The organism is Allosphingosinicella vermicomposti (assembly GCF_003012815.1).
Taxonomy (GTDB): domain Bacteria; phylum Pseudomonadota; class Alphaproteobacteria; order Sphingomonadales; family Sphingomonadaceae; genus Allosphingosinicella; species Allosphingosinicella vermicomposti.
Window position 1 is genome coordinate 447,963 of sequence record NZ_PXYJ01000001.1, and the last position, 16,019, is coordinate 463,981.

General features: G+C 65.2%; 12 protein-coding genes and 1 tRNA gene. 5 read left to right on the forward strand and 8 right to left on the reverse strand.

Going from position 1 to position 16,019, the window contains the following annotated elements:
* Positions 1–12 precede the first annotated feature (12 nt).
* On the forward strand, positions 13–1,047 hold the full coding sequence (gene queA, locus C7I56_RS02205; RefSeq protein ID WP_106638903.1) for a tRNA preQ1(34) S-adenosylmethionine ribosyltransferase-isomerase QueA: 1,035 nt from the start codon (positions 13–15) through the stop codon (positions 1,045–1,047).
* Positions 1,048–1,326: 279 nt separating this feature from the next.
* On the opposite strand, the gene C7I56_RS02210 is transcribed toward queA, so the two are convergent.
* The 3 genes from C7I56_RS02210 to C7I56_RS02220 are packed head-to-tail and all read right to left on the reverse strand — an operon-like array spanning position 1,327 to position 8,307.
* Entirely contained in the window at positions 1,327–1,950 is a 624-nt protein-coding gene (locus tag C7I56_RS02210) for a response regulator transcription factor (RefSeq protein ID WP_106638904.1), read from the reverse strand.
* 55 nt (positions 1,951–2,005) lie between these two features.
* On the reverse strand, positions 2,006–6,208 hold the full coding sequence (locus C7I56_RS02215; RefSeq protein WP_106638905.1) for a translocation/assembly module TamB domain-containing protein: 4,203 nt from the start codon (positions 6,206–6,208) through the stop codon (positions 2,006–2,008).
* Positions 6,208–8,307 carry an autotransporter assembly complex protein TamA gene (locus C7I56_RS02220; RefSeq protein ID WP_106638906.1) on the reverse strand — a complete coding sequence of 700 codons (2,100 nt, stop codon included), beginning with the start codon at positions 8,305–8,307 and terminating at the stop codon, positions 6,208–6,210. Before C7I56_RS02220 ends, C7I56_RS02215 begins: the two co-directional genes overlap by 1 nt.
* A 182-nt stretch (positions 8,308–8,489) precedes the next feature.
* Between C7I56_RS02220 and C7I56_RS02225 the strand changes: the two genes are divergently transcribed.
* Entirely contained in the window at positions 8,490–9,110 is a 621-nt protein-coding gene (locus tag C7I56_RS02225) for a DUF308 domain-containing protein (protein WP_158702958.1), read from the forward strand.
* Complete coding sequence (locus tag C7I56_RS02230) at positions 9,107–9,922, forward strand: universal stress protein (RefSeq protein ID WP_158702959.1); 816 nt, start codon at positions 9,107–9,109, stop codon at positions 9,920–9,922. The genes C7I56_RS02225 and C7I56_RS02230 overlap by 4 nt, the downstream gene beginning before the upstream one ends.
* Before the next feature lie 27 nt (positions 9,923–9,949).
* Here the strand turns inward: C7I56_RS02230 and C7I56_RS02235 are convergent, their stop codons facing one another.
* The 3 genes from C7I56_RS02235 to cpdR form a co-directional block, all read right to left on the reverse strand.
* Positions 9,950–10,900 (reverse strand): DUF2279 domain-containing protein, encoded by a 951-nt coding sequence (locus C7I56_RS02235; RefSeq protein WP_106638909.1) that lies wholly within the window; start codon positions 10,898–10,900, stop codon positions 9,950–9,952.
* A gap of 110 nt (positions 10,901–11,010) precedes the next feature.
* Positions 11,011–11,085 (reverse strand) — tRNA-Val (locus C7I56_RS02240).
* 52 nt (positions 11,086–11,137) lie between these two features.
* A complete protein-coding gene (gene cpdR / locus C7I56_RS02245) occupies positions 11,138–11,515 on the reverse strand; it encodes a cell cycle two-component system response regulator CpdR (RefSeq protein WP_106638910.1) in 378 nt (125 codons plus the stop codon).
* Positions 11,516–11,933: 418 nt separating this feature from the next.
* Between cpdR and C7I56_RS02250 the strand changes: the two genes are divergently transcribed.
* Positions 11,934–12,803, forward strand: a complete 870-nt coding sequence (locus tag C7I56_RS02250) for an N-formylglutamate amidohydrolase (protein WP_106638911.1) — start codon at positions 11,934–11,936, stop codon at positions 12,801–12,803.
* A gap of 265 nt (positions 12,804–13,068) precedes the next feature.
* Here C7I56_RS02250 and C7I56_RS02255 read toward each other — a convergent pair whose 3' ends face one another.
* The gene (locus C7I56_RS02255; protein WP_106638912.1) at positions 13,069–13,893 is read right to left on the reverse strand and encodes a SapC family protein; all 825 of its coding nucleotides are present in this window, start codon (positions 13,891–13,893) and stop codon (positions 13,069–13,071) included.
* A 66-nt stretch (positions 13,894–13,959) separates the two neighbouring features.
* The gene (locus C7I56_RS02260) at positions 13,960–15,405 is read right to left on the reverse strand and encodes an FAD-binding oxidoreductase (protein ID WP_106638913.1); all 1,446 of its coding nucleotides are present in this window, start codon (positions 15,403–15,405) and stop codon (positions 13,960–13,962) included.
* Positions 15,406–15,508: 103 nt separating this feature from the next.
* Here C7I56_RS02260 and C7I56_RS02265 point away from each other — a divergent pair, with 103 nt between their 5' ends.
* The gene (locus C7I56_RS02265) at positions 15,509–15,952 is read left to right on the forward strand and encodes a hypothetical protein (protein ID WP_106638914.1); all 444 of its coding nucleotides are present in this window, start codon (positions 15,509–15,511) and stop codon (positions 15,950–15,952) included.
* Positions 15,953–16,019: the final 67 nt, after the last annotated feature.

Genomic DNA, 16,019 nt, shown 5'->3' on the forward strand with positions numbered 1-16,019 from the left:
CGAAGCGCGCTGATGCGCGTCGATCTTTTCGATTTCGAACTGCCGCAGGAGCGGATCGCGCTCCGGCCCGTCAGCCCGCGCGATGCCGCGCGGATGCTTGTCGTGCGCGGCGGCGGGGCGATGGAGGATCGGATCGTTTCGGATCTTCCGGGCCTTTTGCGTGCGGGCGATATGCTCGTCTTCAACGACACGCGCGTCATTCCCGCCCAGCTTGAGGGGCTGCGCGGTGAGGCGCGGATCGGTGCGACGCTGCACAAGCGTGAGGGTTTGCGCAGCTGGCGTGCCTTCATCCGCAACGCCAAGAGGCTGAAGGATGGCGACCGGATCGATTTCGGCGCGAACGTTTCCGCCATTGCCGGCGAGCGCGGGGAGGATGGCGGCTTTCTCCTCACCTTTGATGGCGAGGAGCCGGTGGAGGTGCTGCTCGAGCGGGCGGGGCGGATGCCGCTGCCGCCCTATATTGCGGGCAAGCGCGACACGGACGAACGGGATTTGTCCGATTATCAGACGATGTTCGCGAAGGAGAAGGGCGCCGTCGCCGCGCCGACCGCCGCGCTGCATTTCACGCCTGAGCTGCTCGCCGCGCTCGATGCGAAGAGCGTGCTTCACGAGACGCTGACGCTCCACGTCGGGGCGGGCACCTTCCTGCCGGTCAAGGCCGACGATACGGACGATCATCGCATGCATAGCGAATGGGGCCGGATCGATGGCGCGACGGCGGAGCGCATCAATGCTGCGCGCGCTGCCGGGGGACGGATCATCGCGGTTGGCACGACGAGCCTGCGCCTGCTGGAAAGCGCGGCGGGCGAGGATGGGCTGGTCCGGCCGTTCGCGGATGATACGGCGATCTTTATTACTCCGGGTTATCGATTCCGGGTGGTGGATGGGCTGATGACCAACTTCCATTTGCCCAAATCGACCCTGTTCATGCTGGTTTCGGCATTGATGGGGCGTGAGGTGATGCAAGCGGCCTATGCCCATGCGATTGCGGATGGATATCGCTTCTATTCCTATGGGGATGCGAGTTTATTGCTGCCTGAGGGGTGAGGGCTTCTTGCCCGAGTACCGCTAGTCCTGAGCTTGTCGAAGGGCGTGAGAAGGGTTCACACGTCCTTCGACAAGCTCAGGACTAGCGGTGTGCGGGGAGCTGATGCTTCTGGAGCGAACGAGCGCTCCTCGCCGCCGCTTTGTTCACTGAATTCCACTCAGCCGCTAACCCTGAGCCTGTCGAAGGGCGTGGGCAAGGTGCGATTCACACGCCCTTCGAAGCTCAGGGCTAGCGGTGGGGGTGTGCGTAGGGTGAGTGGTGAGCCCGGGACGAGGGCGTTAATCCCCAGCCTTTGCCAGGAGGATCAATTCCGCGCGGCTCTTGATTTCCAGCTTGTCAAAAATCTTGTGGAGGTGGACCTTGACCGTGCCTTCGGTGAGGCCGAGTTCGGAGGCGACTTCCTTGTTGCGGAGGCCCTGCTGGACGAGACCGGCAATGGCGCGTTCGCGGGGGCTTAAGGGTTTTAGGGGGTCACCGCCCGCATTGTCGCCGAGGGTGTAATCCATCGCGCGCTGAAGCACTTCATGGTCGAGCCAGCGGCGGCCCTGCATCACCATATCGAGGCAGGGTACGAGATCCCTGGGCGCGGCGGATTTGATGACGAGGCCGTTGACGCCGAGTTGCATCGCTTCGGTCGCCTTCTGATCGTTGATGCGGCCGGTGAGGAGGATGACGGGGCGCTGGTCCCCCCGGCTGCGAAGCGTGCGCAAGATGTCGAGGCCGGTGCGGCCGGGCATGTCAACGTCGAGGATCAGCACGTCGGGCCGAGCGGACGCAATTTCGTCCAGCACTTCCTCCCCATTGGTGACGGCGGCGGCGACCTTGTAATTGCTGTTCGCGAGGAGGAGTTCGATGCCCGACAGGGTGAGCGGATCGTCCTCCGCCAACAGAACCTTCGTCATTCAAATACTCCGGTACAAACTGAGCAATACGATTCGTGCACCTACCCTAAACCAATCAATACTCCTTCCGGTAGCGTACACTCACTCCGGAACCACCCGCCGAGCTTGCCGCGGAGAGGACGCTCAAGGCGCGGGACAGAGCGATTTCGATCTGCGTTGCGGTAAAGCCGCGCGCGTCCGTGATAATTTCGAGATAGATGTCGTTGCTGATGTAGAAGCCAGCCGCGATTGCGGTGCCGCGTCCGGTGGCTTCGTCCGACCCCAGGATGCGAAGGCGGTCGATGCCGCTTGCCGACTGGAGCTTACCGAGCGGATTGAGGCCGCCCCCGCCGCCGCGCAGGGAGTTGAGCGATGCGGCCAGTTGCAGTGCCTGGGTTGCAGAAAGGTCCGTTACGGAACCGCCGAAGAAGATGCGCGACAGGATTTCGTCCTGCGGCAAGGCAGGCGTCGAAGTGAGCGCGATCTGCGGGTTGGAGGATGAGCCGGTGACGTTGATCGTCGCGGTGATGCCTTCGACTTCCGTGCTCGCCGCGAGCTGGATGCGCGGTTCGATGCGGCGCCCGCCGGTAAATTCGATCCGGCCTTCTGCGATGTCGAAGCGGCGGCCGCCGAAGCTGTAAGTGCCGCGAATGACCTCCGCGAAACCCTCGACGCGTGGTGCGCTGGTCGTGCCGCGCACCGCGATGTCGGTTTCCCATTCGGATTCGAGGCCCATGCCGGAGATGAACACCTGATTGTCGGCGCGGACGCGCAAATCGAGATTCCAGATGCTGGGCGGACCGGCCGTGTCCTCCTCTTCCGGACGGGCGATCGGTTCGCCGCGCAGGTGGACGCCCTCCAGCACCGCGACCTCCGCCGATCCCTGCCGCACGAAGCGGTAGCGGGCTTCGGGCAGGCGCAGGTCGCCGCTGATGAGGGCGGGCTGGTTTGGGCCATTGGTGACGGCGATGCGGCCGGACACGGTGGCGCCGAGCGCGTCGGAGCGGGCGAGCTGGGCTTTGTCTAGATCGAGCTGCACGTCGATCGGGAAACCGGCGGCGGAGGCGAGATCGACGCTGCCGCGGCCCGTGATCGTGCCTTCGCCAGCCCGCGCGCTGATCTGCGTCAGCTCAAGGCGCGAGGCGGCGAACCGCCCCTGGACCGCCATTTTGGTAAGGCGAGTGCCGTAGGTTTCATCGACGAAGGTCAAATTGTTGGCGCGGACGACGCCGGTCAATTGCGGGCGCTGCACCCGCCCGCTGAAATCGGCGGCGAGGCCGATCGGGCCCGAGAGTTGCTGATCGGAGAGGCCCGACAGCGACCAGAGCACTTCAGCGGGGCCGTTATAACGGATGCCGCCGGACAGTGGCGAGGCGAGGAGGCGGGTCATCCAGCTTCCGGCACCCGCTGACAGCGGCTGGAGGCGGGCCTGCAGGCGGCCGATCACCGGTCCACCGCGCCGGATGACGGCATTCACTGCCCCGCCTTCCGGGCGAAGCGTGCCGGCCACCGACATGTCGACCGGAGTGGAGCGGGTGGCGACGCCGGTGCGGGTGAAGTCGTCGATATTGAGGCGGAGATCGGCGCGCGGGAAGGCGGCGCCGCTGGCCTGGACGAAATCCACGCCGCCGCTCGCCCGTCCGCCAAGGCCGAGGTTCGGCGCGAAGGCGTTGGCGATGGAGAGATCGAGATTGTTCATCCGCGTTTGGAGCGTGACGCCGTCGCCAAAGCGCCCGGCGAGGCGGACATTGCCCTGCGGGAGGACGAGGGTGGCGGGGAGGAGCTGCCAGCCCTGCGCGGACTTGCGCACATCGGCGGGCCGTTCGAGGCGGAAAGGGATGTCGTTCACCCGGCCCTGCAACGCGGCGAGGATGCGGTTGGGCGTGACTTGCGCATTGCCCGCGATGGTGAAGGGCGTGCCGCTCGCACCTTCGGCGAAGAGCTTCACGGTGCCGGTGCCGCCCTGCATTTGCGCGCGAGCGCGGGCGCGGGTGAGGCTGAACTGGCCGCTGCGTACTCCGGCAAGCTGGGCGTCGCCATTGATGGAGGGGCCATCGGGATAGAGAATGGCGGTGGCTTCGATGAGGCCGCGCTGGATGAGGATCGGCTGCTCGCCTGGAATGCGTGCGCCATTGGCCTGCGCCGACACCTGCGCCTGCTGGTAGCGCCCGGCAGCGGCGAGCCGGACAGTGCCGGTAAGGCCCGATCCGTTGAGGCTGAGCTGCCCAGCGAAGGGCCCGGCGGCGGTCTGCTGGACGCGCCCAGCAAAGTCGATCCCGGCGAAACGGACGAGCGAGACGTCGATGGTGAGCGGGCCACGCCCGGTCAGGATCGTGACGTCGGCGCTGAACGGGCCATATTGCGACTGGCCGGTGGCGTTCACCTGATAGCCGCGTCCCGTGCCGCGTACCGTCGCTTCGACGTCGGAAAGACCGACGCCAAAGCCCGGACTTGCCGCGCGCAGGCGGACGAGGGGCTGGCTCGCAGTGCCGGTGACTCGCACGGCGAGGGGGCCATATTGGCTGGAGACGGCAGTCGCCCGGACGTTGAGCTGACCGCCGGGGCTGTATGTGCCGTCGCCGGAGGTGACGCGGAATAAAGGCGCGTTGAGGCGGACGTTGGAGAAGCGGATGAGGCCGCTCGGGTCCATGCGGAGATTGGCGCTGGCCGTCGCATTGCCGCCCAGTAGGTCGCGGGCGGCGCTGACGTCGATACGGCGGGTGCGGAGCGCCACGCGGCCTTCGACGCCGAAGCCTGCAGCGGTGCTGATAACGTCGAGATTGGTGTCGAGATCGACGATGCCGATCCCCTCGATCAGGTAATTATTCACCCGGCCGTTGATGGCGCCGGTGTAGCGGCCGCTGTTGAAGTCGGCGACGACGATGGCGGTGGCGTTCAATTTGTCGGAGCGGATCTTGAGGTCGTCCGACAGAGCGCGCCCGTCGGCGATGGCGAAGGTGCCGTTCAGGGCGACGTTGGTGAGCAGACCGCCAAGCGCCGGGTTGAGGCCCGCGATCCGCGTGGCGCGCGCACTGACGGGGATGACGATGCGGTCTGTGTTGACCCGGGCGCGGCCCTCCGCGCCCAGGCCCTGTACGATCGTCTCGTCGAACCCGACCGAGGCGGCGGTCAGGCGATAGGCGACATCGGGTGTGCCGAAGCCGCCGTTCAGGACAAGGGCGAGGTCGAGGTCGCGTGCCGACAGGTTGGGCGCGATGGCGCCGGGGCGGAGGAGGCGTGCCGCGACGCGTACATTGTCGAACCGGCTTTCGCCCAGGTCGATCATGCCCTCCATGGCGATGGCCGCCGCCGCGCTGTTGAGGCGGAGCCTCGTGTCGGCCTTGCGGTCGGCGAGGCGGGTGGTGAGGTTGAGCTGGACGAGCGGGGCGGTGAGGCGCTGAGCGGGGCCTGAAAGCAGGAGGTCCGGGCGCATCCGTCCATTGACGTCGAACAGGCCGTCGCGGCCCGTGATGGCGAGGTTGGCGAGGCCACGGTCCCCGAGCATGGCCTGGGCGCGGCCCTGCCAATTCGCCCAGCTGCCCTTGCCGCCGATCGCCACGCGGAGCGGCTGCTTGATGCCGGAGAGCGCCGCCACGAAGCCATTGCCGGGCGCGTCCAGACGGGCTTCGAGGTCGAAGCGGTTCTGGTCCGGCACGCCATCGAGCTTCAGGCGAAGGCGGTCGCCGCCGGGTAGGCCGAGCGCCGCGACCGCGCCTGCATCGAGCGCCACTTGCGCGCGGCCGTCCGCGATCTTGGCCTGGCCGAGGAGCTTCAGCAAATGGCGCTTCCCGGTGACGGCGGGGGATATGCCGAGCTGGTCAATCCGGATACGGCCGATGTCGATATCGATGTCGGGAAGCAGGGGCGCGTTAGGATCGCCCGAAGAGCGCAATTCGGGCAGGCGGAAGAGTCCGGCCTGCGGGATCACCGCTGATCGTATATCGATATGGTTCTGGAAATAGGAGAGCGGGCGCCAGTCGAGTTCGACGCGGGGGGCGGCGAAGAAAATGCCCTTCGGATCGCGCAGGACGAGGTCGTGGACGATGAGGTCGCCGAATATGTCGCCTTCGATCCGGCCGACATCGATGTCGAGGCCGGATGCCATTTCCAGATTGTTGATCTGCTTGACGACGTAATTCTGTCCGAACCGGGTGTTGATCCCGATGAAGAGGGCCAGGACGAGCAACAGGATCGCGCCGATCGCGATGGCGCCCCATTTCAGGGCGCGGCGTCCGCGATGATGGCGGACGACGATCGTTTCCTGCGCTTCCTCGACCATCAGAAGGCCTGTCCGATCGAGATGTAAAGCGCGATGCGGCTCTCGCCCTCGCGCCGCCCGAGCGGGGTCGCGACGTCGACGCGCAATGGGCCGAAATTCGTGTACATGCGTCCGCCGATCCCGGCACCGAAGCGCAGGTCGGAGAATTTGGGGAATTGACCGCTATAGACCTGACCTGCGTCGATGAAGGGCACGATGCCGAAATTGCCGAAGCGGTAGCGGGCTTCGAGCGCGAATTCGTTGACGCTGCGACCACCCAATGGATCGCCGTTCGGGTCGCGAGGCCCAAGCTCCTGATGGCCGAAGCCGCGCACCGATCCGCCGCCGCCGCCATAATAACGGCGCGAGGGGGCAAGGTCGTCGCGGTCGATGCCGCTGATCGTGCCAAACCGCGCGCGGCCTGCAATGACCAGGCTGTCGCTCACCGGATAATAAGCGCTGCCGTCGATCATCGTCCGGGCATAAGGCCGGGTGCCGTTCTGCAGCGCGACTTCCGGGCTGGTCCGCGCGGTGATGCGGAAACCCTTGGTGGGATCGAGGAGGTTGTCCGAGGCGTCATAGCCGATCTGCAATGGCACCGCGCCGATGAAGAAGGTCGCGCGCTCGCGCTCGCCGGTTTCGAAGCTGAAGCGATCCTCGTTCGTGGCGATGAGTTCGGCGCCGTAGGACCAAGTCCACTTCTTCTGCCAGATCGGTGTCGATTCCCGGCTGATCCGCCCCGCGAGCGTCGCGGTATAGGCCTCGAACGCGTCATAATCGCGCCGTGCCGCTTCGGCGGTGAGGAAGACGGTGCGGTCGCGCTTGCCCGCATTGGAGCGGCGGAACTGGACGCCAAGCGATTGTTCCTGCGTGCCGCCCACGGCCGCGACGCGCAGCGCGCCTTCGGGCGGAAACATGTTGCGATGTTCCCAGCTCACCTCGGCGCGGAAGCCCTCGCCGGTATTGTAGCCGCCATTGGCCGAGATGGAGCGCGGCGGGCCGGCATCCTGACGGACGAGGATGTCGACATATTGGGTGCCGTCCGGCGCTGTTTCTCCGGTAAGGACCGGCTCGGCGGAAACGCTGTCGAAGAGGTTTGTGGCGACCATCGCTTCGCGCAGATCGTCGACGAGGCGGCGATCGTAGAGTTCGTCGCGCTCGAAGCGGGCGAGGACGCCGACATGTTCGGCGTCGAAGGCAAGATCGCCTTCGGTGCGATAGCCGCCGAACCGCGCCTTCGGGCCGGACGTGAGCGGCAGGACATAGTCGCCCGTATCGGTCGCGGGATCGAGCGCGATGTCGCGAAGGCCGATTTCCGGGAAGGGATAGCCCTGCTGCGGCAGGCGAAGGGCGACGCGGGCTTCGGCGGCCTCCACGTCGACCGCGATGATCGGGTCGCCGACCTTCAGGTCCAGCGCTTCGGTCGCGATGGCGGTCGGCTCGGGCGCGGCACCGGTGATCGCGATGGAGGCGAGCTTATATTGATCGCCGGGGGCGGCGGTGAGCACGACATCGAGCTGGCCGGGCTCATCGGGGCGCTGCGTGACGGTCGCAACGGCGATTCCGTCATAATAGCCTTCCGAGCGCAGGATGGTGATGGCGAGCCGCTCATCCTCCCGCGCCCGTGCCGCGACCATTGCGCCGTTGGTGAGTTCGCCGTCCGCATCCTCAAGCGCCGAGAGGTCGAGGAAGCGATTCTTAAGATCCACTTCATCCAGCCCTTCGGTGCGGAAGGTGAATTGCACGGGTTCGGGCGCGGCGGGATCGATCACCTGCTCGGTCGCCTCGGGCACATTGACGTCGAAAGTGGCGAGCGGGGTCAGCGGTTCGGCCAAAGCGGGATCCGTGCCGGGAGCCTCGGGCGTTACGGTAGCAGGCGCGCCAGTCTGCGGCGCGGGGACGGCGGGTGCCGTCTCATCGATCGGGGGAAGCTCGAACTCTTCGATCGGCTGTAAGGGCGCGTCGAGCGCCGGATCGAGCGCGGGCAGGGCCTCTTCGAACTGGCTGTCGGAAACGATCGGTTCTTCCGGCGCGGTTTGCGCCACGACAGGCGTCGTCGCGGTCAGGATGAGGAATGACAAAGCCGAGCGTGATGGACCGAAAGCCAAGGCCCCCGCCATGCGCGATCCTGAAAAACGTGAAACCATTCCCCCCTCGAAACTTGCTCGACGTCGGGCATGAACACCCATTCTGGAAGTTCGTTCCGAGTCCGTAAGTAGCACGGCGGCCCTTGGTGATTTTATGCCCGGAACGTGATACTTTCGGGCAACATCATGCGTTGTCGGCATGAAAGGATGGAAGCATGGCGCAGACCCTTTCACGCGAGCCAGCAAGGGGCGAAAGGCCCCAGCGTTTCGTGCTGCTGGTGTGCGGACTCCTGATGCTCGGTTGCGGGCTGGCGGCGATCGGCGTGGAGGTGGTCGATCCGCGCGCCGTGATCGGCACGACCGGCTACCTGATCCTCGCCGCCGGCGTGATCGAGATCGTCGCGGGCATCGCCCAACGCCGGATCGAGCAGATTGAAGGGCGGCTCGACATCATCCTCGGCCTCATTTCGCTCGGCGTCGGCGGCTATCTGATCGCAAATATGGACGGGACGGCGGCGCGGCTGGCTGGACTGCTTACCCTCTGGCTGCTGCTGCGGGGGGGGCTGGACCTGGTCGCGGCCTTCCTGACGACGGACCTGTTCACCGAAGAAGGCCGCATCCTGCGCGCGTCGGTCGACCTCGTCCTTGGCCTCATATCCTATATCGGGCTCGGCACCACCGCCTGGTGGGAACGCTTTCTGGGCTGGCCGTCCACCGCGGCGACGGCGAGCTTCCTCTTCGCGGGCATCAGCCTGGCCGCGGCGGGCCTGTTCCTGACCGGCATATCGCGTCCGCGATGCGCGAACACCCTTTCCGATGTGGAGGTAGGTCGATGAAATCCGTTCTTCTCTATGCCAATGACGATGCGGGCCTCGGCGCGCGGCTGGAAGCGGCGTTGGACGTGGTCCGCGCCTTCGACGGCCATCTCACCTGCCTGACCGTCACGCCTTATGACGCCTTCATCCTCGGCGATCCCTTCGGTGGGATTTATGCCCTGCCTATTGCGATCGAAGGGTTGCGCGAGGCCGAGGAGGAGCATCGCAGGCGCATCGAGCAGCGGCTGGCGGGCGAAGGCGTCGCCTGGGATTGGGTGCATCGCGATGGGCAGCCCGCGCAAATGCTGGTCAATGAAGCGCGGCTCGCGGACCTTGTCATATTAAGCCAGCCAGTCCGGCGCGGCGGCGGGGAGGCATCCCCGCCCGCTTTGACCGATGCGGTGTCCGTCAATGCTTTCGCGCCGGTCCTAGCCGTGCCCTCGGGGGGGCGCGGGTTCGATTGTTCCGGCGCGGCCCTTGTCGCCTGGAACGGATCGGACGAGGCAGCCCACGCACTTCGCTTCGCATTGCCGCTTCTGGCGCGCGCGTCGACGGTGAACCTTGTTGTCGTGGACGGCGATTCCGAGCTCGGCCTGCCGCCGCTCGACGCCTGCCGCTATCTCGCGCGCCACGGCATCAAGGCGGAACTGCACGAATGGCGGCGGGGGCAGGGGACGACCGGCGAGGCATTGCTGAAGGCTGCGCGCAACCTGGAGGCGCGTTATCTGGTGTTGGGCGCTTATGGTCGGTCGCGGGTGATGGAGGCAATGCTTGGCGGCACCACGCGTCATGTGCTGGATCATGCCGAATTGCCGCTGATCCTCGCCCACTAGGCTGAATGCAGTAGGAGTGCACGGACCTTAGTCGACATGGGCGGCCGTGTAAGGCACTTGCAGATAATCGAGCGCAGCCCGACCGATCTCCGCCGCTGATCCTTTTTTACCTTTCAGGAACAATTCGGACAGGTTGAGGCCGACGCCGATGAAGGGCTTTCGCACCGGGCCGATGCCGCGATCCCGCTCCTCCCGCGAGGTGCGGTACGCATGATAGCCGACATGGAATTCAAAAAGGCGAAGGGGGGTGCGGCGCGTTGCTTCGAAACCGGATCCCTTGACGGCAAGCAGGAACCATTGCTGCTCGAAATGCTCCTTACCGCGGAAGGTGATGACGTCCTTGTTCGGCACGATCATCAGTCGGAAATCGACCTTTTCGTCTATGCCCGGCACCGAATGGCGCATGACGCCGAACCCCGCTCCGGCGAGGTTGAAGGCCATATCCTCCATCGAAAAGCCGCTGCCCCTGTGAAAGGAGTCGAACAATTCGCCATAGGTTTGCAGGCCGAGGCCGAGCACGGCTGCCGTCCGCGCGCTTTTGGGGCCACCGCCCGTCTTTCGGGCCATGCGGCGGTAGAGGATGTCTGAGATAACGTAGGTGTTCCAGGCGTGGGCGAGCTTGTCGACGCCCGCATTGGGCGTGTCTCTGCCGAACCAGCCTTCGCCCTTGAAGCGGAAGGGCTGAGGGTCGCGGACCACGACGGGCAGATTGGTCAAGGTCAGTGCGGCGGCGAGGCCACCCAATTCCCACTTCACGGCCCCAACCCGGCGCCCGAAGCTATCGTAGCGCCGGGACTCCGCCGGTGCGGGTGACGGGAGGGTGTAGGCGGGAGGCAGGGGTGGTTCGGACGTGACAGGGGTCAGGACCGGCGCCTGGGTTTCAGTAACCACAGGCAGGCCGGACGGCGCGGCTCGGGCAGGCGCCAAGCCGAACAAGGCGCAGACTGCCGTGGGAAAGGCCCAATTTCCGACACGCATCAAAAACGTCCCGACTGTCAGGCAAGGCCAACAATCCGGCGCACGCGCAGGTTCCTGAACGCCCTGCGACGGACGTTCATCCTGCTTTTCTCAGCGATAGGAAGAGAAAATGGTGGGCGTGGCAAGGATTGAACTTGCGACCCCTGCGATGTCAACACAGTGCTCTACCACTGAGCTACACGCCCACTCGAGGGGCGGCTATTAGCGGGGGCTTTGCGGAGACGCAAGCGCCCAAATTCATAATTGTTCGTGCCGGTCCTCTTTCCCGAACAAACGGTCCACTTCCGCGACGAGATCCCGCAGGTGGAAGGGCTTGGACAGAACGCGCGCCTCGGGGTTCGCCTTGCCCGCTTTTAGGGCGACAGCGGCGAATCCGGTGATGAACATGACGCGCATGCCAGGGTCGATCGCCGAGGCCTTTTGAACGAGCTCGATCCCGTCCATTTCCGGCATCACGATGTCGGTGAGGAGGAGATCGAAACGCTCGTGCGCGAGGATCGGCAGCGCCGCCGTGCCGCGATCAACGGCGGTGACGCTGTAGCCGACCTTTTCCAATGCGCGCGACAGATAGACGCGCATCGATGTGTCGTCCTCTGCCAGCAAAATCCTCAACATGCGCGCTCCGAAACGGCTTCGTGTCCTCCATATTCGGCGAACCGCCCTATTATGCGCCAAGGCGGGACAGAAGGCCAGCGAGAGGCCGCTCTGCCCTTAAAGAATATGCGGTTGCGGAAGTTCCCTTGCAGGCGTAGCGCTGAGGGTCCGGACTCAATCAGGGAGCGGGTTGTGACGGGCTGGCATTTGTTGTCTGGCAAGAAGAAAGGAGGGAGCGATGCTGAGGCATCGTGACCGACGAGCGACGCTGCCGGGCGGCAAAGGACGGTCCGCCGCTTCGCGGTCGTCTGGAGAGCGCTTTTGGATGCGTCGATCGCCTCGATCGGGCCGTCGAGGCCCGCCCTTCGGCTCTCTCCTGCCCAAAAGCGCTCTCCAGACGATCCCAACCCACTCTCTAATTGAGTCTGGACCCTAAGCCATGGCCGACCGCCTTCCCGACGATGTGGAGCCCTTTTTCCGGCGCGTCGGGCCTGACCGGCTTGTTTCCCCGCTCATTCTATCGGTCCCTCATGCGGGGCGCAGCTATGGCGAGGCGCTGCTCGCTGACGCGCGGTTGCCGGAGAGCCAGCTCATGCTGCTGGAGGATCGGCTGGTCGACCGCCTGATCTGGCGGGCGGTGGCAAATGGGGCGACGGCACTCATCGCCGAAACGCCGCGCGCGCTGATCGACCTCAATCGGGACGAGCAGGACATGGATCCGCTGGCCGTGGCCCCGCCGCATCCGGAAACGCCCTTCCAGCCCTCTCCGCGTGCCCGGAGCGGCCTAGGCCTTGTTCCGACCCGCTTGTCCGGCATCGGGGCGATCTGGCGCGGACGGCTGCGGGGAGCGGAGGTGCAGCGGCGTATCACCGCTGTGCATCGCCCCTATCACGCGGCGCTTGCGGCCCTGCTCGCCGAGGCGAAGCGGCAATTCGGAATTGCGATCCTGCTTGATTGCCATTCCATGCCGCCGCGTTACGGCAGCGGGCGCGCGGGGCTGGTTCTGGGCGATCGTCACGGCACGAGCGCCGATAGCGCGTTTCGCGATGCGGCATTGGGCGTGCTCAACGCGTCGGGCCACAAGGTCGCGCTCAACCAGCCTTATGCGGGCGGGCACATCACCGCGATGCATGGACGCCCCGAAAACGGCGTGCACGCCGTTCAGATCGAAATCGACCGCAGCCTGTATCTCGACGCGGCACTGGTCGAGGCGGGTGAGGGGTTCGATGCGGTGAGCCATCTGATTGCCGCCGTCGCGGAGGCGCTGGTTGAAACCGCGCTCGGCGCCCACCTCCTCGCCGCCGAATAAAAATGACCACCCCGTGCGATGCACAGAGTGGCCAAGGTTCAGGGAGGAACGCCCTCGAAAGGACGTAATACAGTGCGGCAAGGGGGGAGCCGCGCTCTGTATCGTTAACGATTTAGGGATGGCGGGAGCGCTTTCAAGGGCCACGGGCTCCACTCGTCCCGCGCGGCAAACGGGTCGGGCAAAAGAAAAGCGGCCGGGAAACGCGTTCCCGGCCGCCTGATCTTGATCGAGCCGCGATGAGGCGGCCCTCGTCAAATTCGGCTGATTAGGCCTTCTTGCCCTTCTTCGGGGCTTCAACGGCTTCGGCCGCTGCCGGCTTGGTCGCTTCGAGGTCCGGACCCTTCTTCTGCATCGCCTGCTTGTTGAAGATGTCGCGAGCGTGGCTGAGCGAGAACATATGCGCCATGACGAGCGGCAGGATGCCGTTCTGGTTCATCTTGCGCAGGGTGTCGCCGCGCAGTTCGCGCAGCTTGTCTTCGGCAACCATCTTGAAACCGCGATAGATGAAGGGCGGGCGGCCGTCCGACAGCTGGATCGAGATTTCGCCGTCGATGAGGAGGTCGGCTTCCTTCAGTTCATTGACGAAGGCGGCGGTGCGCTGCACGGACATTTCGAAGTCTTCGCAGAGCTTCATGATGTTCTTCGTGGTTTCGCTCGGCTCCGCGCCGTCGAACAGCGCCTGACCTTCGTCGAACTTGCCGACCACATCGGCAGTGCTGTCAAAACAAAGGGTCAAGTCCTGCGCACCCTGCTGCACGCGGGCGAGCATGAACGGATAGCGGCGGATATAGGCCGGGACATAGACTTCGTTGTTGAGAAGCTTGCCTTCATCGTCGACGAAGACGTTGACGCCTTCATTGAGGCCCATCAGCGCCAGCGGAACCGGATTTTCGTCGTTGGTGAAGACGATCGGGAAATAACGCTGGGCGATGACGAATTCGTCGATCGTGATCGGAATCGCATTGGCGCCAGCAAGGAACGGAGCCTTGTCGCTCGGGCGAACCTTGAAATCCGGATGCACATTGCTCGAAAGCGGTTCGAGCTGCTTGTAGAAAAGTGGCATTTGAGTGGCCGGCGCTGCGCTCGCCATCAGTCAGATCTCCGTCGTGATTCGATGTAAGGCGGCCGGTTGGCAGCCCTTGTTGCTGCCGCCGCTCTACGAGGGACGCGGCTTTTTCGCAAGCGGGACAAGCTTTCCCGGGTTCATGATGCCCTTTGGATCGAGCGCCGTCTTGATGGCGCGCAGGGCGTTGAGGCGGGCGGGCGAGCTGAGGCGCTCCAGCTCATCGATCTTCATCTGGCCGATGCCATGTTCAGCGGATATCGAGCCGCCTGCGGCCGTGACCGCGTCGTGCACAAACGCTGAAATTGCAGGCGCTTCGCTCGCCAGCCAATCGGGCGGCGCTCCGGCAGGGGCCATGACGTTGAAGTGGACGTTGCCGTCGCCCAAATGCCCGAAGGCGATGACCCCGGTGCCGGCAAAGGCGCGTTCGACCGCCGGTGCGGTTTCCATCATGAAGCGGGGCATGTACGAAACCGGCACGGAAATGTCGTGCTTTGCGGCTACGCCGCCCGCCCGCTCGGCTTCCGAAATGCTGTCGCGGATCCGCCAGAAAGCATCGTCCTGCGCCAGCGAGGCGGCGATCGTCGCGTCCTTCACGATATCCGCCTCGATTGCGCTTTCCAGTTCCGCTGTCAGCCGGTCGCCGAGCGTGGAGGGCGATTCGGGTGCGGTCGCCTCGATCAGAACATGCCAGGGGTGGGGGGCGTCCAGCGGCGCGCGGGTGCCGGGAATGTGGGCGAGAACGAGGTCCAGCGCATGAGCGGGGATCAGTTCGAGGCTTTCGACGGCATCGGGAAGCGCCGCCTCCAGCCGTCGGAGGAGGGTGAGGGCGGCCTCCGGATCGTTCAGCCCGACCCAGGCGACGCGCCGCTCTGCAAACGCGGGAACGAGGGTCAGAGTGGCGGCGGTCACGATGCCCAATGTTCCTTCGGCGCCGATCAGCAGGCTCTTAAGGTCGTAGCCGCGATTGTCTTTCTTGAGCGGGGCGAGGGCGGAATGGATGCTGCCATCGGGCAGCACCGCCTCGATCCCGGCAACAAGGCCGCGCATTGTGCCGAAGCGCAAGACCTGCGTGCCGCCAGCATTGGTCGACACGAGCCCGCCGATCGTCGCGCTGCCCTTGGCGCCGAGGGTCAGGGGGAAGCGTCGTCCTTTCTCCGCCGCCGCGTCGTGCAGATTGGCGAGGATCACTCCGGCCTCGCACACGGCCAGGTTGCTGTCGGGCAAGAGGCTGCGGATGCGGTTCATCCGCCGCAGCGATAGGAGGATCGCGCCACCATCCGGCGATGGCGTTGCGCCCCCCACCATCGACGTATTTCCGCCCTGAGGGACGATGGCGACATTGTGATCGGCGCACAGCCGAACGACCGCCGCGACCTCTTCCGTATTCGCAGGCGAAACCAGGGCGGCCGCCGCGCCATGATAGCGCCCGCGCCAATCGGTGAGCCATGGGGCCATCGCATCCGCATCGGTCGTGAAACCGCGCGGGCCGACCAATGCGGCGAGCTGTTCCAGGAAGAGACGCGATGAAGTTGCCATATGGACCGCAGCCGATATTAGAGAGGCCATTCGGGGCGAGTGGAGCAAATTAATCGCATGTTCAACCGCGAACGCAGATTGCGGGTCTGATGGAAATTGTCCGATGATCCTCGTCAGCGCGGCGCTGTTCATGCTGTCCCTTGCCGACGCGGGCGGCGGGCTTCGTCCTGTCGCACAGGGTGGCAATATGGGGCAGGTCATCGTCCAGCAGCGCACGATCGTCCGTATTCCCGTGCGCATCCGCCAATCTCAACCCGCACGCAATGTCCGCTGGGAAGAAGGGAAGGGGCCGAAATGCATTTCGACGCGGCAGATTCTGGGCGCGACTTTCCTTGGTCAAAACAGCGTCGACCTCATCCTTCGCGACAATCGCCGGGTGCGTGCGCGGCTCGGTAATAAGTGCCCAGCGCTCGATTATTATTACGGTTTTTACCTAACCCGATCCGACGATGGAAAGATTTGCGCGGACCGCGATATGATTCGCTCGCGCGTCGGCGGTCAGTGTGGAATCGAGACTTTCCGGACCCTGACCGCCGTCCCCAAATGACGCGCTTTGCTTGACAAGCGCGCGCCTATGCGCACAAGCCCGCGCGTAGGCGGCTGCTACGATAGAC